Origin of the sequence: Bacillus sp. AFS053548 (genome assembly GCF_002575105.1) — a bacterium.
Lineage (GTDB): Bacteria > Bacillota > Bacilli > Bacillales > Bacillaceae_G > Gottfriedia.
In genome coordinates, this window is record NZ_NUHI01000083.1 from 15,496 (window position 1) to 37,650 (window position 22,155).

General features: G+C 32.5%; 21 protein-coding genes and 1 other annotated feature (1 of these 22 only partly in view). Of the genes, 2 read left to right on the forward strand and 19 right to left on the reverse strand.

Annotation, left to right across the window (positions count from 1 at the left end):
- Nucleotides 1–82 (reverse strand) — a sequence feature (ribosomal protein L20 leader region); it reaches 45 nt to the left of the window's first position.
- A 132-nt stretch (nt 83–214) separates the two neighbouring features.
- The 14 genes from ytxC to CN946_RS21100 form a co-directional block, all read right to left on the reverse strand.
- The gene (gene ytxC, locus CN946_RS21035; RefSeq protein ID WP_098862858.1) at nt 215–1,048 is read right to left on the reverse strand and encodes a sporulation protein YtxC; all 834 of its coding nucleotides are present in this window, start codon (nt 1,046–1,048) and stop codon (nt 215–217) included.
- 111 nt (nt 1,049–1,159) lie between these two features.
- Complete coding sequence (dnaI, locus tag CN946_RS21040; RefSeq protein WP_098862859.1) at nt 1,160–2,095, reverse strand: primosomal protein DnaI; 936 nt, start codon at nt 2,093–2,095, stop codon at nt 1,160–1,162.
- 14 nt (nt 2,096–2,109) lie between these two features.
- Nucleotides 2,110–3,540, reverse strand: a complete 1,431-nt coding sequence (locus CN946_RS21045) for a replication initiation and membrane attachment family protein (RefSeq protein ID WP_098862860.1) — start codon at nt 3,538–3,540, stop codon at nt 2,110–2,112.
- Between the two features lie 36 nt (nt 3,541–3,576).
- Complete coding sequence (nrdR, locus tag CN946_RS21050; protein WP_025568424.1) at nt 3,577–4,047, reverse strand: transcriptional regulator NrdR; 471 nt, start codon at nt 4,045–4,047, stop codon at nt 3,577–3,579.
- Nucleotides 4,048–4,371: 324 nt separating this feature from the next.
- Nucleotides 4,372–4,758 carry an adenosylmethionine decarboxylase gene (speD, locus tag CN946_RS21055; RefSeq protein ID WP_088013420.1) on the reverse strand — a complete coding sequence of 129 codons (387 nt, stop codon included), beginning with the start codon at nt 4,756–4,758 and terminating at the stop codon, nt 4,372–4,374.
- Between the two features lie 494 nt (nt 4,759–5,252).
- Nucleotides 5,253–6,272, reverse strand: coding sequence for a glyceraldehyde-3-phosphate dehydrogenase (locus CN946_RS21060; protein WP_098862861.1), 1,020 nt, complete (start codon nt 6,270–6,272; stop codon nt 5,253–5,255).
- 92 nt (nt 6,273–6,364) lie between these two features.
- Nucleotides 6,365–6,961, reverse strand: a complete 597-nt coding sequence (coaE, locus tag CN946_RS21065) for a dephospho-CoA kinase (protein ID WP_098862862.1) — start codon at nt 6,959–6,961, stop codon at nt 6,365–6,367.
- Nucleotides 6,962–7,037: 76 nt separating this feature from the next.
- Complete coding sequence (gene ytaF, locus CN946_RS21070) at nt 7,038–7,721, reverse strand: sporulation membrane protein YtaF (RefSeq protein WP_286134016.1); 684 nt, start codon at nt 7,719–7,721, stop codon at nt 7,038–7,040.
- 19 nt (nt 7,722–7,740) lie between these two features.
- Nucleotides 7,741–8,574 carry a DNA-formamidopyrimidine glycosylase gene (gene mutM / locus CN946_RS21075; protein ID WP_098426581.1) on the reverse strand — a complete coding sequence of 278 codons (834 nt, stop codon included), beginning with the start codon at nt 8,572–8,574 and terminating at the stop codon, nt 7,741–7,743.
- A gap of 19 nt (nt 8,575–8,593) precedes the next feature.
- Nucleotides 8,594–11,254 (reverse strand): DNA polymerase I, encoded by a 2,661-nt coding sequence (polA, locus tag CN946_RS21080; RefSeq protein ID WP_098862863.1) that lies wholly within the window; start codon nt 11,252–11,254, stop codon nt 8,594–8,596.
- 206 nt (nt 11,255–11,460) lie between these two features.
- Complete coding sequence (locus tag CN946_RS23620; RefSeq protein WP_167555369.1) at nt 11,461–11,637, reverse strand: DUF4177 domain-containing protein; 177 nt, start codon at nt 11,635–11,637, stop codon at nt 11,461–11,463.
- Between the two features lie 383 nt (nt 11,638–12,020).
- A complete protein-coding gene (pnpS, locus tag CN946_RS21090; RefSeq protein WP_098862865.1) occupies nt 12,021–13,787 on the reverse strand; it encodes a two-component system histidine kinase PnpS in 1,767 nt (588 codons plus the stop codon).
- On the reverse strand, nt 13,780–14,496 hold the full coding sequence (locus tag CN946_RS21095; RefSeq protein ID WP_056472254.1) for a response regulator transcription factor: 717 nt from the start codon (nt 14,494–14,496) through the stop codon (nt 13,780–13,782). Before CN946_RS21095 ends, pnpS begins: the two co-directional genes overlap by 8 nt.
- A gap of 176 nt (nt 14,497–14,672) precedes the next feature.
- Entirely contained in the window at nt 14,673–15,143 is a 471-nt protein-coding gene (locus CN946_RS21100) for a MaoC/PaaZ C-terminal domain-containing protein (protein WP_098862866.1), read from the reverse strand.
- A 358-nt stretch (nt 15,144–15,501) separates the two neighbouring features.
- Between CN946_RS21100 and CN946_RS21105 the strand changes: the two genes are divergently transcribed.
- A complete protein-coding gene (locus CN946_RS21105) occupies nt 15,502–15,966 on the forward strand; it encodes a hypothetical protein (RefSeq protein WP_025568414.1) in 465 nt (154 codons plus the stop codon).
- 59 nt (nt 15,967–16,025) lie between these two features.
- Here CN946_RS21105 and mdh read toward each other — a convergent pair whose 3' ends face one another.
- From mdh to CN946_RS21125, 4 genes are all read right to left on the reverse strand, one after another.
- Nucleotides 16,026–16,964 (reverse strand): malate dehydrogenase, encoded by a 939-nt coding sequence (gene mdh / locus CN946_RS21110; protein WP_098862867.1) that lies wholly within the window; start codon nt 16,962–16,964, stop codon nt 16,026–16,028.
- Nucleotides 16,965–17,000: 36 nt separating this feature from the next.
- The gene (icd, locus tag CN946_RS21115) at nt 17,001–18,281 is read right to left on the reverse strand and encodes an NADP-dependent isocitrate dehydrogenase (protein WP_098862868.1); all 1,281 of its coding nucleotides are present in this window, start codon (nt 18,279–18,281) and stop codon (nt 17,001–17,003) included.
- A 134-nt stretch (nt 18,282–18,415) separates the two neighbouring features.
- Nucleotides 18,416–19,534 carry a citrate synthase gene (citZ, locus tag CN946_RS21120; protein ID WP_098862869.1) on the reverse strand — a complete coding sequence of 373 codons (1,119 nt, stop codon included), beginning with the start codon at nt 19,532–19,534 and terminating at the stop codon, nt 18,416–18,418.
- A gap of 175 nt (nt 19,535–19,709) precedes the next feature.
- Nucleotides 19,710–20,168 (reverse strand): DUF441 domain-containing protein, encoded by a 459-nt coding sequence (locus CN946_RS21125; protein WP_098862870.1) that lies wholly within the window; start codon nt 20,166–20,168, stop codon nt 19,710–19,712.
- 123 nt (nt 20,169–20,291) lie between these two features.
- Here CN946_RS21125 and ytvI point away from each other — a divergent pair, with 123 nt between their 5' ends.
- Nucleotides 20,292–21,404, forward strand: a complete 1,113-nt coding sequence (gene ytvI, locus CN946_RS21130) for a sporulation integral membrane protein YtvI (protein WP_098862871.1) — start codon at nt 20,292–20,294, stop codon at nt 21,402–21,404.
- A gap of 332 nt (nt 21,405–21,736) precedes the next feature.
- On the opposite strand, the gene CN946_RS21135 is transcribed toward ytvI, so the two are convergent.
- On the reverse strand, nt 21,737–22,132 hold the full coding sequence (locus CN946_RS21135) for an FxsA family protein (RefSeq protein WP_098862872.1): 396 nt from the start codon (nt 22,130–22,132) through the stop codon (nt 21,737–21,739).
- Between the last annotated feature and the right edge of the window lie 23 nt (nt 22,133–22,155).

The following is a 22,155-nucleotide window of genomic DNA, read 5'->3' on the forward strand; positions in this document are numbered from 1 at the left end:
ATCAAAGTAATTAATGATTCTGTTACCTGATAACAGCGTGTAGCGTCATCCAGGTGAGAAGCGGGTGCTTCTTCTTCAACAAATAAGTATTCTTTTCTTTCGTTACTATAACATAGCGACATGATGTTGTCAATATTCGTATGCTTTGTTCGCAACGAAATTTATTATATCAAAGAAACTTATTTATGACAATGCTTTTTTAAATTATAAATTTTCATTTCAATTTTTCCTGTGAAAACTCTTGTAATGTATGTATTAGGACTCGTTCTTGAAAGATATTTTGAAGTGTAATGATTAATGAATTATCGACTGATGAAGTGTATAAATGAATTCTTTTAGGCGCAATTGCCGTTAAGGGCAAAATTAATTCGTTATCAATATACTCTCTATTTTCCACTTGTTTGCCATATTCTTTTAATACATCTTTAGTAAGAGGTAAAAAGAGATGATCATATACGCTAAACTTCCCGTCAAAAACGATATGCACATGAGGAATTAGCGCATCCGTTTTAAGTACCTGCTGTCTTAGACTCTCAATAAGATTTTGGTATTCGTTTTCTAATTTGTACTCATCTATTGCAATTTCACAAACATAGGCTAACTGCTTATAATATTCCTTTAAACGAAATGTAATAAATGAATCGAAGCTAAAATTTACTCCATCTTTTAAATACTCAGAAAGTGCATATGAAACTAAATTTTTACTTCTACGAATTTTTTTCTGGTTTGGTATGCTTCTTCTAGTTCCTCTTAATAATGATTGTGCAATAGGTATGATTTGACTTTGCTCGTCTTCCTCATAGAAAAAAGATGTATGTAAAATGGATTGAATCCACTTATCTTCTTTTTGAAGTAAAATAAATTGTACTAGTGTCGGAACTAAAATACTTTTTATTAAATCTTCAGTGTTTTGAGGAAATGTGATTAAAATTGTATTGATTTTGTGTCTTCTTAAAATGTATGGTCTCGATTGCTTTTTTAAGCGTTTTTGTAATCGTTCGTAGACATAAGCTGCGTCAATGGGTTCATTGAAAAAAATTTCAATCACCCTGTTCCCCCCTTTCTAGCACCACCTAGTCCTATATATATTAAAGAAATAATTAAAAAATGACGCAAAATCACTTAGTAATTTGTGATTTTACGCCATTTTTTGATTTTTTTATGAATGTCTTAAATTTGAACCAGAAATTTTAACTGGTTTAGCTAAAAACTTAACACGATCTACAATACGTGCTGCTTTAACTCTTTCTTCTTCTCCACGTTGAGAATATGTTAAGTGATGCTCTAATTGATTTAAATCAGCATTAGATGTAAAGAAGGTAGGCAATTTTTCTAGCATGCGATATTGAAGAATTGTACCTAATATTTCATCTCTTGCCCAACTAGACATTTGCTCTGCACCAATATCATCTAACATTAGAACTTCCACTTTTTTTACAGCCTCAATTTTTTCCTCTAATGTGCCATCACTAATAGAGCTTTTTAGTTCGCGTAAAAATTCTGGTAAATAAACGAGCATTGAAGTTATTTCTTCCTCTGCTAGTTCATTTGCTATAGCCCCAAGAATAAACGTTTTTCCAACCCCAAATGGACCATGTAAATATAAACCTTGAGCCATTTTTCCTTTTTCATAGTTCATAATAAACTGTCTAGCAGCAGAAATTGCTTCAAAACGGCCAGGGTCTTCTAAAGACAAGTTTGACATAGAAGCTTGAAGAATATCCTTTGGTAAGTACATGCATTTTATCAATGATTCATGTTTTTTGCGTTTATCATTTTTCACACCATTTGGACAACGATCATATTGTACATCAATGCGTTTTCCTTGAATAATCAAATGAGGATGATAACCATGCACCATATTTTTACACTCATTAAAAGATGGGCAATCTTCACAATTGACACTTTGTCCAATATACTCATATAGCTTAACTAGGCTACTATCAATCATTTGATCCGTAATTTCATTTTTATGCTCATTTAAAAATGAAATTATTTTTGGGTGACTACGGACTTCTTGTCGCATTTTTTGAAATGTGTCCTGGAATTGTTTATTTTTCATTAATGCACTAAATGCGTTTTGAATAGGTTCCATCAGCGTCCTCCCATTTAACGTTTCTTTTTATTTTTAAACATTTCTAGTTCTTTTTCTAATCGTTTTCGCTCTTCATCTATCGAAGAATCATTTTGGTTATTGATTGTTGCCGTTGCAGTCTGTGAATCATTCGACTCACTCGATTGGAGCCAGTCAGGTACAATCTCAGTTCGAATTGTCTTATTTCGTCTATTACTTGAGCGAGTTTTTGCAGCAGTTGCACTCTGTTTAGTTTCTTCAAACTCTTTACGGGCAAGATCCATAGCCTGTTTAACTGTTGTTACACCTTTTCTCGCCCAATGACTTGCTATCTTAATTACGTAATTTCTAGAAAGCTTTTTATCTAAACGGATCATTACATAGTCAATTAACACATTTGCGACTCCAGGTAGAAGCTTTTGATCAATCATAATCTCTTCGATAATTTTCAAATCTGCTTCACTTGGTTCAGCTCCACCAGATATCTCCTTAAGGTACCTGCGAGGAGATATCGTTTCGAAGCAATGAATTAATTTTTCTTCTTGAGTTGATGGCTGCTCATTGATCATTAGTCTATGCTGAATGGGTTGAACTTTTTCTACAATTGTAGGCAGAGCTTCATGATGTTGGAATTGATACCAGTCTCTTGCTTCAAGTCGAAGCGTCTCAATATTGATTTTATTGTCTTCATTTAATGAGCGCATAACAATTGTTTTCATTTGAATTGGATTTATTCCATATAAAAATGCAAGTTTTAAAATTGTTTCTTTTACTTCTGTAGTAAATGCTCTTTTTGGAACAAATGAATCTGAAATTCCATCTAAAAATAAAGCATAGTCAAACTCTTCCATTTTGACAGATATTTTAATTGGCTGATTGTCTTGTAAAATTCTATGATCATGTGACGTAGAAAGATCGTTACTTTGCTGAATTTCATTTAATTGCTCAACAGTAATTGCTTGGAATACCGAATCAAATGAACGTGAAATCTCACGAAACCCTTCTTTCGAAAATGCCTGTCTACTAAAAAAGGTTTTAGTTCGTTGATATTGTGTTTTTCCAATTGTTTTAAACAGAAAAATATTTAGGATAGGGTCTTCGAAAAAAGAATGAGGATCTAGCGGAGATTGAAGCTCATATAGAAGCTTTTTTGTACTATTTTCAAATCCTTCATAAACTTTAAGTAAGCCGATTCCTTCAAGGATTAATCTTTGTTCATAAATTGATTTTAAATTACTTTTCATTCCAAGCATTAAAGAATGATGTGTTAACGTATTAGGATTAAGGTCCGTTTGTTCACATTCACTCCAAAGCGTCATATATAAACTTAAAGCTTGACTACCAATTATTGGTTGATACAACATCGTCAATACTTGCCTATGAAAATTATGTAAATACCCAGCTGCCATTACAGTATAAGGATCCGCAGGTAGAACATCCATCCAATGTTGCTTATCAATAGACATTCAAACATTCCTTTCTTGAATCAAAAGAGCGAAGTATTATTCGTCTTTACCTCGCTCTTTGTTAATTAAATCTTTTAATTCATCAATGAATACATTAATATCTTTAAATTGACGATAAACTGATGCAAATCGTACGTATGCAACTTCATCAACTTTAGATAAATGCTCCATGACCATTTCACCTAGAACTTCACTTGGAACTTCTGAAGTGCCACTATTTTTTAATTCCTTTTCAATGCTATGAATAATATCTTCTAGCTGAGATAAAGAGACAGGGCGTTTTTCACACGCTTTGATTAGTCCTCTTAACATCTTATCTTTACTAAATTCTTCACGAGCTCCCTCTTTTTTTACAACTAAAATAGGATTATCTTCAACTCGCTCAAAAGTTGTAAAACGATGCTGACATTCTTCACATTCACGTCTTCTTCTAATTGAACGACCTTCATCTACTGGTCTACTATCAAGTACTCTTGTCCCATTAAAGTTACACGTTGGACATCTCATCGTTATAGTTCAACTCCAAACACTTAATTGTTTAAACGTATTATTATAACTCTATACTATAACAAATTCAAAATAAACTAAAGTTTATTTCTTAAATGTCACAAAGCCTATTTTCGTCTTAATCAACGAAATTTCATTATTTTATGTTAATGGAAATATTTTTCACTATGTAAAGCTAGTTCATTCTCAAAATAGAGTATTGGAAACTAGAATGTTTAAATCATCTGTTTCCGCTCCATATGTAACCTAAATGAGGCATTATGCTATACTCTTTATATCAAAAAACAAAAAAGAGAGATGAAAAATCACCTCTCTCAATTCTTTTTAGTTACCATTTACAACTTTTACATTATCTACTTGAATGGGACCCATTCCTCTTGGTAACTCAACGTTTTCGCGAGTATCAGCTTCTAAAGCTTCAGCGATAAAGTTTGCAGCTACATTCGGATCAATTCTATCACCGCAAGTGTAAACATCGATACTTGCATAACCATGCTCAGGAAAACTGTGAATAGTTAAATGTGATTCTGAAATGATTACGACACCACTAACGCCATGAGGAGCGAACTTGTGAAAAGCAACTTCACGAACTTCTGCACCAGAGCGTAACGCAGCATCAACAAAAGTTTCCTCAATAAATTTCATATCATTTAATTTTTCTGTATTACAACCCCATAATTCTGAAATGACGTGACGACCCATAGTATCCATATTCATTTCCCCCTTAAAATAATTTGTCATGACTTCTATTGCGAAAGTATGATCAACTACCACGGGGGAAAGTTAGTCCAAAGAGGTCCTAACCCTTTAAGTAATTAGTTATACTTTTAGAAGTTCACGAAAGTTAGTATACTTTTTTTAAATTTGAATTGCAAGATAAATTTTATTTTTTTGTTATTTACTAAATTAATTGTGAAGAAATTGCGTCAGGCAGATTTAAAAACGCGGGAATGACAAGAAAAGCAAGTTAAATAGAAGCCATGCCTTTTAAGAGGATTTTTAACTTTTTCTGGTCTTAAAAATTTTTTCTAATCCTAGTTCAACGTTCTTCTTTCATAGATATTAAGTCATACTTCACCCTTTTATGTAGTCATAAATTCACATTATTACTCAATATGTCATACAACTTCAAAAAGACTAACCAGATAAACTAGTTAGCCTTTTGTATTCGTTTACAATTTTTTATAAGTACAATATTTTAATGATTAAACAGTTTCAAGCTTTTTTATTTTAGATGCAACGATTGACACTAAGTCAACTACGCGTCTTGAGTAGCCCCACTCATTATCATACCAAGTTAATACTTTAACTTTTGTACCATCGATTACCATTGTAGAAAGAGCATCGATAATTGCAGAGTGTGTATTTGTATTAAAATCAATTGATACTAATGGTTCGTTACAATATTCGATAATTCCGTGCATTGAACCTTTAGAAGCTGTTTCAAATACTTCATTAATTTCTTCAACAGTTACTTCTCTCTTTAAGTCAACAACTAAGTCAACAAGTGATACGTTTGGAGTAGGAACACGTAAAGCCATACCATGTAACTTACCATTTAAATGTGGAAGTACTTTAGATAATGCTTTTGCTGCACCTGTAGTTGTTGGAATAATTGATTGACTGCAAGCACGTGCACGACGTAAATCTTTATGTGGATTATCAATATTTTTTTGATCATTTGTAAATGAATGAACAGTTGTCATTAATCCATTAACAATACCAAATTGCTCATCTAATACTTTTACAACTGGCGCTAAACAGTTAGTTGTACAAGATGCGTTTGAAATAATATGATGATTTTCTAGGTCTAATTTATCATCATTTACGCCAATTACTACTGTGATATCTTCATTTTTACCAGGTGCTGTTAAAATTACTTTTTGAGCTCCTGCAGTAATGTGCATTTTTGCTTTTTCAGCATCATTAAATTTTCCAGTTGCTTCAATTACTATATCAACATTTAGCTCGTTCCATGGAAGTAACTCAGGATTTCTTTCACTAATTAATTCCACACGCTTACCATCAACGATTAAATGATCTGCATTTGCAATTACTTCACCATCAAACTTGCCATGAACTGTATCATATTTAATTAAGTGCGCTAAAGTTTCAGAAGGATAACTTGCATTAATTGCAACGATATTATAATCTCCATTTTTAATTGCTTGACGGAAAACCATGCGTCCAATTCGACCAAATCCATTTATTGCTACATTTACCATAAGTAAACCCCCAATTAAGTTATACTGTTTATTATATCCCTGCAATTAGTATAACACATAACTCGGATTTTGGTTAAACTATTTACATTATTTTATGAAATAATTTTATTTAATAGGTCTTTAACTTGTCTTTTTGTATCCTCAAAGTCACCATTGTTATTTATTACATAGTCAGCTCGTGCCGCTTTTTCTTTAACCGGTATTTGGGATGCAATACGTAAAAGTGCATCCTCTTTCGATAAACCATTACGAATCATCAAACGCTTTAGTTGATTTTCTTCCGACACTGACACTACAATTACTTTTTCCACCAATTCAATTGAGTTACCCTCATATAAAAGGGGAATATCTAAAATAACAAGTGGTTCACCTTGTTTTATGTATCGATCAGCTTGTTCTTTCATTTCACGTCTGACTTCCGGATGTACTATTTCATTGAGTTGTAAGCGCTTTTCTTTACTATTAAAAATAATACTTCCGAGAAATGGTCGATTAATTTCACCAGAATCTAAAAGAATCTCACTTCCGAAAGCCTCAACAATTTTTTTATATGCAGGTTGTCCAATTTCAACCACTTCTTTTGCAATTACGTCTGCATCAACAATTGGAACATTTAATTCCTTTAAGAATTTGGAAACTGTACTTTTTCCACTTGCAATGCTACCAGTTAGTCCAAAAATTTTACCCATCTTTTATTCTCCTAACACTAGATAAAGAGGACCAAATGGAATAAACCCATTCGGATACACTCTTTCATAATTTTTATTACATCTTCATTAATCCAATTAATATTAAAAAAACACCTGGTAAAAAAGTTAACTTTTGAAGCCACAATGTTTTCGATAACACATTTCCTAATTTCATACCAAATAATAAGAATAAAGCACTTGCAGTAGATGTTACGATTGCCGTTAATAGTGGAGAAAATCCAAGTAATGATGCACCTATACCAGCCCCAAAGGCATCAAGAGAAAGTGCAAACCCAAGTAACATCGCTTCCAATCCATTAATACTACCTGAACGATCTATGTCTGCAGTTGTAGGCTTCTTTAAAATTTTTACGACTACACCTAGAATTTCAAATTCCCAGTCAATCCCTTTATCTTCAATCTCATTCTTTTCTTCTATATTTGATCCTTTATTTGATCGGTAAAATTGAAAAAGTACCCATAAACCTATACATACAAGTACAAATCCTCCGATTCTTTTTGCTATTATTGGTGAAAAAAAGTCTGTAATTGCATGCCCAATCCCCATGGATGTCATTAAGATGATCCCTGAACAAGATGCAATTGTAATGATTGATTTTAAAGGAATTTTTACTTTTCGAAGTCCATAAGTAAAACCAACACTGCAACTATCTAAGCTTAGTGCGCATGCTAGTAGTATTAATGATAGCATATTTACCATAAAAATAGGCTCCTCTCTTTCGTACTCTTGATATAGTATGAAAGAAAGGAACCTTATGTTAATTTTTTTTAGGCTGACAGACCGGGCAAAAAGAAGTACCTCTGCCGCCAACTTTTATTTTTTCTATTGGTTGGCCGCAATTATGACACTCTAAACCCTTTCTGCCATATACTTTAATGATATCTTGAAAAGTTCCTATTTGACCTTGTGAATTTACATAAGATCGAATTGTGCTTCCACCTAAATCCACAGCCTCTTGTAAAGTTGCTGTAATGGATTCTGCAAGTATTTTTATTTGTTTAGGCTTTAATGATGATGCAGGTGTTTCCGGATGAATCTTAGCCCTAAACAAAACCTCATCAACATAAATATTGCCTAAACCGACTACTAATTCCTGATCTAATAAAACGACTTTAATTTTTCGGTTTGTATTTTCGAGCTTTTTTCTTAAATAATCAGCAGTAAATTCATCGGAAAATGGCTCTGGACCTAATTTAGCAAGTGGTGGTCCCTCATTCTCTTCACCTTTATTAAATAAATGCATTGTGCCAAATTTACGAACATCTTGATACCGAAGTTCTGTTCCATCTTCAAATAGGAATCGAACATGAGTATGAGGTGCGACAGGTTCTTCCGCTGGGAACACTCGAAATTTCCCTTCCATTCTTAAATGCGAAACAAGTGTAAAATCACTTAATTGAAATAGTAGAAACTTACCTCGACGATTTATATTTTCTACTGTTTGACCTTTTAGTAAAATCTGAAACTCATCTACTTCATTAGGTTTCTTTATTATTTTTCCCCATGAAACGATTACTGTTGAGATTGTTTTCCCAACTATTAGATCCAGTAAAGTTCGTCTGACCGTTTCAACTTCTGGTAATTCAGGCATACAAAGTCATCCTATCTATTTATTTTGCTTCAAACCAAGAATCTCCAAAATTATAATCAACCTTTAATGGCACTACTAGCTCGACAGCATGTTCCATTACTTCTGGTACGATTTTTTCTAAAATTGCTAATTCTTCTTTCGGAGCCTCTAATATTAATTCATCATGTACTTGTAAAATTAATTTTGCCTGAAGTTTTTCTGCTTTAAGACGCTCATCTAATAAAATCATAGCCTTTTTAATGATATCTGCAGCACTACCTTGGATTGGGGTATTCATCGCTGTTCTTTCAGCAAATCCACGAACATTAAAGTTTGAGCTTGAAATTTCAGGAATATAACGACGTCTATTTAAGATTGTACTTACAAAGCCATCTAGTTTAGCCTTTTGAACAATATCTGACATATAATCTTTTACTTTTGGAAAACTAGCAAAGTACTTTTCAATAAATATAGACGCTTCTTTTCTTGTAATACCTAATCCTTGTGATAATCCATAATCACTAATTCCATATACAATCCCAAAGTTAACAGCTTTTGCTTGTCTTCTCATATTACTTGTTACCTCATCAGCACTAACATGGAAAACATCCATAGCGGTCTTTGTATGAACATCAAAGTCATTTTTAAATGCATCCATTAAATTATCGTCTTGTGCTATATGAGCCAATACCCTTAATTCAATTTGAGAATAATCGGCAGCAAAGATCAGCCAGTCTTTTTTAGATGCGACAAAAGCTTTTCTAATTTTTCTACCTTCTTCTAAACGAATTGGAATGTTTTGCAGGTTAGGATCAATTGAACTTAAACGACCAGTTTGTGCCAATACTTGATTAAATCGTGTATGAACCTTGGAATCTGATTCATTTATTACTTTTAGTAAACCTTCTACATAAGTAGAATTTAATTTCCCTACTTGACGATAGTGAAGAATTAATCCAATGATTTCATGTTCTGCCTCTAATTTTTCAAGTACATCAGCAGAAGTCGAATAACCAGTTTTTGTTTTTTTACCAGATGGTAAATTTAACTTTTCAAATAATATAACACCTAATTGCTTTGGTGAATTAATATTGAATTTTTCACCAGCTAACACATAAATATTCTCTTCAAGCTCTTTTAAGGTATTAGCTAGTTCTGAACCCATCGTACGAAGAGTCTCTTCTCTAACTGTTACTCCTTCAAATTCCATATCACCTAAAATAAACGTTAATGGTAATTCTAATTCTGTTAGTAGTTCAAATTGACTATTTTTTCGCAATGATTCTTCTAAAGTTTCTTTTAATTTGCCAATAGCAATTGTTTTACGAACAATATATTCTGATAAAACTTCATCTGATGGCTTAGTTTGCTTTGCACCCTTACCATAAATCGTTTCTGCGGTTTGAATTGAAAAATCTATTTTACCATTTACAATATCAGCAAATTCTTTATTAGACTGGGCAGGGTCATATATATATGAAGCAAGTAATGGGTCGAAATTAACACCATTTAAATTAATCCCTCTCCACTTTAGTGCAACATAAGCACCTTTTGCATCATATACATTCTTGTAAACACGCTCATCCTCGAGCCATTTTTTAAATAAATCCGACTCTAACCCTACAGCTGTTGGAATAAAGAAATGACCTTTTTCATTTGAAAAACCAAATCCTTGAATTTCTTCTGTATGATAATTTTCTCCGATCATTTCAACGATTAAGCTAGAATGATTAGCTAGATGTTTCTCTTCAATTGAATCTAGTACTTCATAGTTAATCTCTTCTAGTTCTTCAATCGATTCTTTGATATCCAATTTAGCTAACAATGATGTAAAACCAAGAGATTTGAAAAATTCCGCTACTTTATTCGTATCGGCTTCCGGAAGCGTTGTGTCATTTACAGTTAATTCAATTGGTGAGTTTTTATTAATTGTCGCTAATTGTTTACTCATTAAGGCTTGATCTTTATTTTCACTTAAATTTTGAAGAAGCTTTGCTCCACTTACTTCCTCTATATTTTCATAAAGACCTTCTACTGTTTGAAACTGTTTTAAAAGTTTAATTGCAGTCTTTTCCCCAATACCTGGTACGCCAGGAATATTATCAGATTTATCACCCATTAATCCTTTCATATCAATAATTTGATCAGGTGTAATCTCATACTTTTCATGAATTGCTGCAGGAGTATATTCTTCAACCTCAGTAATACCTTTTTTAGTCATACTTACTGTAATACGATCATCGACTAGCTGTAATAAATCTCGATCACCTGAGATAACCTTTACTTCATATTCATCTTTAGAAGCTTGACCTGCAAGTGTACCAATAATGTCATCTGCTTCATAATTCTCTAATTCATAACGTGCAATTCCGTATGTATCTAATAGCTGGCGAACAAGCGGAAACTGTTCACTTAACTCTGGTGGAGTCTTTTGTCTTCCACCTTTATATTCTTTAAATGTACTATGTCTAAATGTTGTTTTCCCTGCATCAAATGCAACAAGCATATGAGTCGGTTTTTCATCTTCAAGAATTTTCATTAACATCATAGTAAATCCATAAATTGCATTCGTATGTACACCTTTATCATTACTCAAAAGTGGCAATGCAAAGAAAGCTCTATAGGCAATACTATTCCCATCAATTAAAACCAATTTCTTCTTCAAAATAGATCCCCTTCCAATTACAAATCTCACTATCATTTTATGTATAATTTTTATTTCATACTTTATCTTTTCAAGAAATTAATCGTTTCCTCATTTCCTTGCTCTTAACATTTTAACACGAACTATTCATAAAAGAAAAAGAGGTCGTCTTTGATTCAGGCATATTAAAAGTTTTTATTCACTTGAGATTAAAGTTGAATAATTATGACTTTTAAGAATGAATCGTAAGACTACCTCTGTAATTAATTTAAGTCGATTTCTCGCTCAAAAATTAGTTCAACACATGAACCTTCTATTGCTTGCTGATTGTTTACAACCTGATGAAGGCGCCAGCCACTTTTAGCATAGTTCCCAACTACATCATAATAATGACGATTTGATGATTTCGTGTTAACTTTTACAAATTCGTATTCGTACATCTGTATCCACCCTCCGATGTATGATTCAACACTCATAATTTCCCCAAAAATTATAAAAGTAATATGATCAGATAAAGAAAACTCATCGTCTGACAAGCCTTTTAGGTAGAGGCGTAGTTGCATTTATACTTTATTCCTAAAATTGGTGTTTACTTTGAGCGCGATTACTCGCTGCCAATTTATACGATCTTAAAGTGCAATAAAAAAGGTATCCACTAGTATGGACACCTTAAAGAAAAAATAAAACAGTATTAAATATAAAAAATCCCGGAAGTATAAATACTCCCGGTTTAAGACAACTCCTTGGATGAAGGGGTTTTCATCATAACTATAACAATTTTTTATTAATTATTAATAAATACAATGTAAAAACATTGTAAATGTCACATCGAAATATTTTTATTTAATGTTACAATGAATGATGTCCCATGACCTAGTTTACTTTCAACTTCGATTTTGCCTTTATGAGCTTCGACAAGATGTTTTACGATCGCTAGTCCTAGGCCTGTCCCTCCAGAGTTCCTACTTCTTGCCTTATCTACTCTGTAAAAACGTTCAAAAATACGAGATATGTCTTCCTTTCCAATTCCAACTCCTGTGTCATTGACCCTTAAAACAATATGATCATTTGTCTCAGAAGCAGTAATAAATACTTTACCACCAGCTGGAGTATAGTGAATTGCGTTATCAACTAAATTAATAATTACTTGTTTTAATCTTAACGCATCAGCATAGACAACTAACGGACTATTTAAGTATAATTTGAAGTCTATATTCTTCTCTTCTGCTTTTTGATTAAGCATTTGCTCTACATCTTCAATAACTTGTTTTGCGGATACTTCTGCAAGATCTAATTTGAAATTTTGTTGCTCAATTTTTGAAAGGTCTAACAAATCTTGAATAAGTGTCTGCATACGATCACTTTCCGTTAAAATAATCGATAAGAAGTTTTTACATAACTCATCATTTTCCATTGCTCCATCTAGTAGAGTTTCAGTAAAACCTTTAATAGATGTAATTGGCGTTTTAAGCTCGTGAGATACATTTGCAAAAAAATCTTTTCGAACTTGCTCTAATTTCTTTAATTCACTTATGTCATGGAAAACAAGAACGATTCCTTTCCACTCGTGATTTATCCCAATAATTGGTGCACCATATATTTCAAAATGTTTTCTTTCAATTGATAATGGCAGAATGATTTGCTTTCTAACTTTTATTTCTTTTAGAAAAATTTCTTCCACAATTTCAATAACTTCTTTATGTTTAAATGCGTCATAATAAAGCTCCCCCAGTATACTTCTGGAGTCAATTTTGAACGTTTCTCGATATGTTTTATTAATAAGGTTTACATGACCTCTACTATTAATTAAAACAACTCCGCTACCAATATTATGGATCAATGTGTTTAAACGATCTTGCTGCATTTCTTGTTGACTAGTCATTTCTTGTAGATTTTTTGCAAGAACATTCATTGCTTGACTTAGCATTGTTGTCGATTCATTACTTTCGGCTAATGTTCTAGCTTTATAATTACCTTTGGATAATTCTATTGCAACTTGTGTAATATCTTCAATTGGTTTTGAAAATTGATGCGAGTAACGGATCAGTAAAATTATGATAGCAAATAAAACAAAACCTAATAATGAAAATAATAACATCCAAATGCTTCGGTAAACTTCTTTGATTGACTTAGTTGAATAATCAACAATCAAAAATTGCTTATTACCATGTTTATCTGTTATTTTCTTGCCATAATATTTAGCTGCAGAATCTTTTTCGATAAATTTAGCCGCATTCTCTACTTTATCAAGTCGTTCTAAATAAACTTTTAAATTCTTTGATGATATATTCAATTCCACATTCTCATTGCTAGATTTAGCGATCAGATTATAATGATCATCAAATAAAATAATATCGATATTTAAGTCCTTAGATATCTTTTTTAACGTTTGATTAGATATATTCTTTGTTAATGGTGTATTCGACTCCATTATTGAAGCAATTAAGTTAGTCTCTTTCTCAATTCTTTGATCATAGTTTGTCATATAAAAGGATTTAAATATTTGCCCTAGTACGATACCTAATATAACAAGAATAACGATTATTATTGCAGAGAATCCATAGAGCAATTTTCGATTTAGATTACTCATTTAATCTTGGTTCCTCTAATTTATAACCTAATCCACGAATTGTTTTTATATAAACTGGTTTTTTCGAGTCTAGTTCAATTTTTTCTCTTAAATGGCTAATATGAACATCGACAATTCTAGTGTCTCCAGCAAAATCATAATTCCAAACGGCACTTAATAATTGATCTCGAGTTAATACTCTACCTTTATTTTTCGTTAAATATAATAATAACTCAAATTCCTTAGGTGTTAACTCCAGTTTTTCACCTTGGAAATATGCTTCATAGTACTCAGGTAGGATTTTTAAATCAGCTATTATTAATGTATCAGCGTCGTCGTTTGACTGTACTGGTGTCTCAGTAATTTTAGATCTTCTTAAAATAGCTTTAACTCTAGCTACAACTTCTCTTGGGCTAAATGGTTTTGTCATGTAATCATCAGCACCAAGTTCAAGTCCTAACACTTTATCAAATTCATCATCTTTTGCTGTAACCATTAAAATAGGAGTAGTATTTCTTTGAAGTCTTAATTCTTTACAAACTTCCATACCATCTTTTTTAGGTAGCATTAGATCTAGAACAATTAATTCCGGTTTTTCCTCTACAGCCTTTTGTAAACCTTCTTCCCCATCAGTAGCTGTAACAACTTGAAAGCCTGCCTGTTCTAGGTTAAATTTGATTAAAGTTAAGATATGCTCTTCATCGTCAACTACAAGAATTTTATTGTTCATTTCATATTCCTCCAGGTCATTGTTAAACCCTCATCCATTTGGTCCTATTTATTTATCTATATCTACTTTTTAATCATACTAAAAATTCTATCAGACGTAAAACGTAAAAAGCAGGGATGGAAAGTTCCTACAAAAGCAAAACAACAAAAAAAGAATGTCAGTAGACATTCTTTAAGTTAAAAATTTTCATATAGAAGAGCATTCGATTGGTTTACGGTTGGTGGAATTACTGTCAGTTTTCCATTAGCAATTTCAGTTTGTGTTTTATTTAAAACGCTTACATTAATAAATACTTCATTTAAATCTAAGTTAATTTCAACTACTTCAAAATGAATAGAAATTGTTTCATTGTGATATATATGTTGATCGAATTGTAGTTCTTTTTTAATTATATGACTTCCTGGGCCAGGTAAATGTTTTGTAACTGCTGCAGAAACTAACCCGCTTATAATAAAACTTGGAACAATCGGTTTATTATATTTTGTTTGCGAAGCATAGTTGTATTGAGTATATAATGGGTTTGTATCGCCTGTTAAAGCCAGGTATAAGTAAATATGTTTTTCATCAATATGTTCTGTTACAATTAACTTTTCACCAATTGAAATGTCTTCAAGTTTTCGTCCGATTTTTGCTTTTTTAGTTAACATATTAAACCCCCTGTTTATCTTAATATTTTAAAAATTCGATAAACAACAGCAAATTTCCTTCTTAATCGGCAAATTTTTTATAAAAAACTTATAAAAAATTTTAATATTCGTCTATTCATATTTTCCCCCTTATGGAAGATAAAATTCTATCTTTCTCCTTTATAAGTAATTTAAATACTCCGGTTAGATACTACCTTTTAAATCTGTTTACCTTGCTTGAAAATCATATGGTTTGTTGCATAAAAAATTTGTACATACTTATACCGTGAAATATCATTCGGATGCATAAGTTTTTGGTATAATTTAGTAGATAAGATGCTTAAATTGAAGTTTGGCTAAGTGAAAAGGAGAGATGGACATGTCTTATACAGTTGATTTTAAAAATGTGTCTACGGTTGGTTTAGAGTCTTCCCCAGTAGTAGATGCACTTGCTGGTTTACGCGCTAATGAAGCTCGTTATTTTATGAACAAGTACAAACATGAATTTACGGTTGTTCCTGCCAGTGAAAGTCAGGAGACACTTGATTATGTTAACCGTATTTTGAAAGAAGAACGTGATATCGTATTCGCTGCTAAACCTTTAGAAACTTCTCGTTTTCAAGTGGAAAATATTAAATTTACCTACGTCTTTTATGAGGATGGACTTTCGGTAAATGTTATGTATACCGTTGATGATCCTAAAAAGCGTGCTGTTGGTTTTAAACTTTCTGACGGAATGGAAATTCCAATGGAGTTAGTAGAGAAGTTTAAGTTTGCTAGACAGAAGTCTAAATTAGCTGGAACGATTCGTGGCTCGTATTTTGTTATTAAAGGTGAATATTAAAGTAGGCTAAAAATCAAAGACCCACAAGGTAATTAGAAATTATCTTGTGGGTCTTCTTTTTAAGCTAAAACGTTCATAACGTTTTTGACAGCTGCAACTGAACGATCTAACGCTGTTTTTTCTTCAGCGGTTAAATCTAATTCGATAATTTGTTCAATACCGTTTCCGCCAATAATTGTAGGAACTCCTAAGTAAATACCGCTATACCCATATTCGCCTTCTAAATAAGCGATTGTAGGTAACACGCGACGTTGATCCTTAAGTATAGCTTCAACCATTTCTACTAAAGATGCAGCAGGTGCATAATAAGCACTTCCGTTACCTAGTAGATTAACGATTTCTCCGCCACCCTTACGAGTACGTTCAACAATAGCATCTAAACGATCTTTTGGAATTAATTTTTCTAATGGAATACCACCAGCATATGAATAACGCACTAATGGTACCATATCGTCTCCATGACCACCTAAAACAAATCCAGAAATATCTTTAACTGATAAATTTAATTCTTGAGCTACAAACGTTCTAAAACGAGCTGTGTCAAGAACTCCAGATTGTCCAATAACGCGGTGTTTAGGAAAACCAGCTTCTTTGTATACTGTATAAGTCATTGCATCAACCGGATTAGTTAAAACAACGATTGTACAGTTAGGAGAGTATTTTACGATTTCACGAGTAACTGCTTTCATGATGTTTGAGTTAGTTGATACTAGATCATCACGGCTCATACCCGGTTTACGAGCGATACCTGCTGTGATTACTACTACATCTGAATTAGCTGTGTCAGCATAATCACTAGTACCAATAATGTTAGCATCAAATCCTTGAACTGGACTTGCTTCAAGCATATCTAAGGCTTTGCCCTTAGTAGGGTTCTCTAGTTGTGGAATATCCACTATTACTACATCCCCTAATTCTTTTTGTGCAAGCAAGAAAGCTGTTGTAGCACCAGTAAATCCAGCACCTACTACGGAAATTTTACGTCTACGAATTGACATACAAATACCTCCCTTTTGTTTACAAACACAATTTAATTATACAAGAACTGATTCCATATTTGAAATTAATTCGCTTGCAAATTCAGAACATTTCACTTCAGTAGCTCCATCCATTAGACGAGCAAAGTCATAAGTAACAACTTTTGAAGCGATTGTTTTTTCCATTGACTTAAGAATCATAGAAGCTGCTTCACTCCAACCCATATGCTCAAGCATTAATACTCCAGAAAGAATAACTGAAGATGGGTTTACTTTATCTAATCCAGCGTATTTAGGTGCTGTACCATGAGTAGCTTCAAAAATAGCATGTCCAGTTTCGTAGTTGATATTTGCTCCAGGAGCGATTCCAATTCCACCAACTTGAGCAGCAAGTGCATCAGAAATATAGTCACCATTTAAGTTCATTGTAGCTACTACATCGAACTCACGTGGTCTAGTTAAAATTTGTTGTAAGAAGATATCAGCAATGCTGTCTTTTACTAGGATTTTGCCAGCTTTTTCAGCTTCATCCATTGCTTTGTTAGCAGCATCTTTACCGCTTGTTTCTACGATGCGATCGTATTCTGCCCATGTAAATACTTTATCGCCGAATTCTTGCTCAGCAACTTCATAACCCCAGTTCTTAAATGCACCTTCAGTAAATTTCATGATATTACCTTTATGAACTAAAGTTAAAGATTTACGGTTTTCTTGAATTGCATAATTAATTGCTGCACGTACAAGACGTTTTGTACCTTCTTCAGAAATTGGTTTAATACCGATACCAGATGTTTCTGGGAAACGGATTTTATTAACACCCATTTCTTTTTGTAAGAATTCGATAACTTTTTGAACTGCTTCAGAACCTTTTTCATATTCGATACCAGCATAGATATCTTCAGTGTTTTCACGGAAAATTACCATATCTGTATCTTCAGGACGTTTAACTGGTGAAGGTACACCTTCAAAGTAACGTACAGGACGTAAGCACACAAATAAATCTAATTCTTGACGTAGAGCAACGTTTAAAGAACGAATACCGCCACCAACTGGAGTTGTTAGAGGTCCTTTAATTGCGATCATGTACTCTTCAATTAAGTTTAAAGTTTCTTGAGGTAACCATTCACCAGTAACATTAAATGCTTTTTCACCAGCAAGAACTTCTTTCCATTCAATTTTACGATTACCATTATATGCTTTTTCAACAGCTGCATCTAAAACACGTGAAGATGCTGCCCAAATATCTGGGCCTGTACCGTCGCCTTCAATAAAAGGAATAATTGGATTGTTTGGCACGTTTAATTGGCCGTCTACTAATGTAATTTTTTCAGCTTGCATTACATGCTCCCCCTTGTATAAATAAATTAAATTCATTAAAATACATGCTTTTGAGAGGAAGATTCCTCTTCCTCTCTTTACTATACCACTATTATTCGAATATTAAATACTATTTTAAGTATTCAATTACTTCCTTATGCACGCTCTTCAATTGGAATGTAAGAGTTTTTCTCTGGTCCTGTATAATCTGCACGCGGACGAATAATACGATTATTTTCATATTGTTCTAAAATGTGAGCAGTCCAGCCAGACATACGGCTAATAGCAAAGATTGGAGTGAATAAATCATGTTCAATTCCTAAGCTGTGATAAACAGATGCAGAGTAGAAATCAACATTTGGTGGAATATTCTTTTGAGTTGTAACAAGTTCTTCAATTTTTTCAGACATTGTGTACCATTTTATCTCTCCAGTAATTGCACCTAATTGACGAGACATTTCTTTTAAATGTTTCGCACGTGGGTCCCCACCACGGTATACTCGATGTCCGAATCCCATAATTTTAGCTTTAGCATCCATTTTCTCTTGAATGTAAGATTCAACATTTTCAATCTCACCGATTTCAGCTAACATTTTCATAACGCTTTCATTTGCTCCGCCGTGTAATGGACCTTTTAAAGCTCCAATTGCAGCTGTAATACCTGAATAAATATCAGATAATGTCGCTACGCAAACGCGTGCAGTAAATGTTGAAGCATTTAATTCATGATCAGCATGTAGTACTAAAGCCTTATTAATAGCTTCTTCTGCAATATCATTAGGTTTATCACCTGTTAGCATGTATAAGAAGTTAGCTGAAAATGATAAATCTTTATTAGGAGCGACTGGTTCAAGCCCCTGACGAATTCGAGAAAACGCTGCCACAAATGTTGAAATTTTAGCTTGAAGTTGGATTGCTTTAAGATAATTTGAATCTGAGTCCATTGCTTCAGCATTTTTGTCATACAATGCAAGCATTGAAATAACTGTACGTAATACAGTCATAGGATGTACATTTTTTAAATTAGTTGATTTTAAGTAAGTAATAACTTCTTCTGGTAATTCAGCATTATCTGCTAATTGAGAAGAAAGTTTTTTAAGTTGATCCTTATTTGGTAACTTGCGATGCCATAATAAATATACTACTTCTTCAAAACTTGCATATTCTGCTAATTCATCAATACCGATACCTACATACGTTAATGTATCATCAATAATAGAACTTATAGAAGTCGTAGCTGCCACAACACCCTCTAAACCACTTTTAACTGTCATATTCCCCTCTCTCCTTTACGCAAAAATTTCCCTAGTATTTAATACATATATATACTGGTATAACTCTTTTAAATTACCGAGTATACATAGAAAGGAACCCTACTATCATTTATTATAAACAATAATCTGACTTTTGTGAATGAAAACAATTTACTAAAATATAATTATTATGCAATTACTTAATTAATTCTACAATCCAAATGAATAGATATGCGATTCCAGCTCCAATTAAAGGCCCTACTGCAACCCCTTTAAATACCGCTACAGACAATACAGTACCTAGTACTAATGCTGCTGTTATTTGTGGACTAGTAGCTAATAATTGTACTCCACCTTTTGCCAAAAGAGCCACGGCGATACCAGAGAGTAGTGCGATCCAGGCAACAGGGGTTTTTAATGCATCAATCAAATTTTTAAAACCGATTTCACCCGTAGCGATTGGTACTAATACAGCAATCGTAATGATTGTTACACCTAAATTAATACCTTTTGATTGCATATAAGGAAATACTCGAACTCCTAGAGGAGTATATTTTAGTACTAACAATACTATAATTGAAATAATTAAAGATTTATTTTTAGCAATTGCACCAATTAATAATAAAACTAAGAGAAAAATTGTCGATTCACTCATTTGTTAGTATCCCCTTAATGTATAATTTATTAATAAATACTATCAAACTTTACTATTATAAAAAAATAATTCTTGATAAAATAAGACAAGAGGACTCATTTCACTTTGGAAGGAGGTAAAAGTTTGAATAGAACTTTAGTTTTTCAGATCATTCGGTTTTTATTTGTAATCGCATGTACTATTATAGGTCTTTACGTGGCACTATTCATCTCAAAACTTACATACCCTTTCATCATTGCTTTAATCATCGCATACCTTTTAAATCCACTAGTAAATTTATTAAACGAAAAAGCCAGAATACCAAGAGGAATAGCAGCATTTTTATCAATTATTTTACTTTTAGCTGTCCTAGCAGGATTATTTACATTACTAATTACGGAAATCATTTCAGGTTCAACCTATTTAATTCAAGTTGTTCCAGAAAGCTTTGAACGATTAATTTATTTCGTTGAAAATATTGTTACTGATAAGGTGATTCCTTTATATGACTTAATTATGAGTAAATATAGTCAACTCGGTGCTGGTCAACAACAAACGATTCGCACAAATATACAATCGATTGGCGATTCTGCAATTAATCTAGGGAAAGAAGCATTAAACGGAATTATTGTAGGAATTAAACTAGTAATCGCTTTATTACCAAATACTGCTACTTTAATATTCGTTTCTTTATTAGCAACATTCTTTATTAGTAAAGATTGGTACAAAATAAAAAATTTATTCGCAAAATACACCCCAGATCGAATTCAACATTACAGCAAAACTATTTTTATTGATTTACGAAAAGCTTTATTTGGTTTTATTAAAGCACATATCACTCTTATTTCTATGACGACAGTGCTAGTCTTAATCGGATTATTAATATTAAGAATTCCTTTTGCAATTACTATAGCTATTCTAATCGGTTTCATCGACTTACTTCCTTACTTAGGAACCGGCTTAATTTTCGTACCATGGATCTTATATACATTTTTGTCTAGCGATTATAAATTAACGATTGGTCTAGCAATTTTATATGGTGTTGTAATTGTCCAACGACAACTTGCAGAGCCAAAAGTTCTATCTTCAAATATTGGATTACAACCGCTTCCTACTCTAATCTCGTTATTTGTTGGTTTCAAATTTTTTGGTCTACTAGGATTGATTGCCGGTCCAGTAACTTTAGTAATTTTATCAACTTTGTATCGAGCAAGAGTCTTCCATGAAATTTGGTATTATATTAGGGGTTCGAATTAAATTCAAAATAAAAACGAGTAAGCTAACTGCTTTCTCGTTTTTACGTTGTTGAAAAAAACTTGTCAATTTATTATCAAATTTTCGTAAAAGGAGNNCCTCCTCGGCAAGCCTGCGGGTTCTCAGCCTTCCCGCTTAATAATATAATTCATTTTTTGATGATCTATTTATGATTTTAAATGTTAATATGTTTATGCAGTTTTATAATATCAACCCAATAAGATTCACTTAAAAAACGTTTAACCATTTTATATTTCAACACGCTGAAAAACGAGAAAGCTAACTGCTTTCTCGTTTTTTGTCTCTTATAAAAAAATATTTTGCATTTTTAATGTTTATTTCTTTATAAATCCAGTCCAAACAACATTACCTTTTAGCCTTTTCATGACAAAATAAATAAGTTGTTGAACAAACTTGGTTCTAATTGGTTTAATTAGTAACACGATTGCCAGTAAGTCGGTAATTGGTCCTGGAATAAAAAATAGGAGGCCAATTAGGAAAAATGATAATCCCTCTATCATGATTAAATCTGGCATTTTGCCTGCCCGAAGCTGTTCTCCGGCTTGTTGTTTAACTGTAACCCAAACGGTTCTCATGATATATATACCAATCAAAAGCGTACCGATTAGCCAAAGAAATACTGATAAGGAACCAATTACTCTACCAAGTAATGTTAAACAGATTAAATCAATTAATGGGATTAACAATAGCCAACCAACAAGTTTTTTCATGATAGTTTCACCTCTTGCTTAGA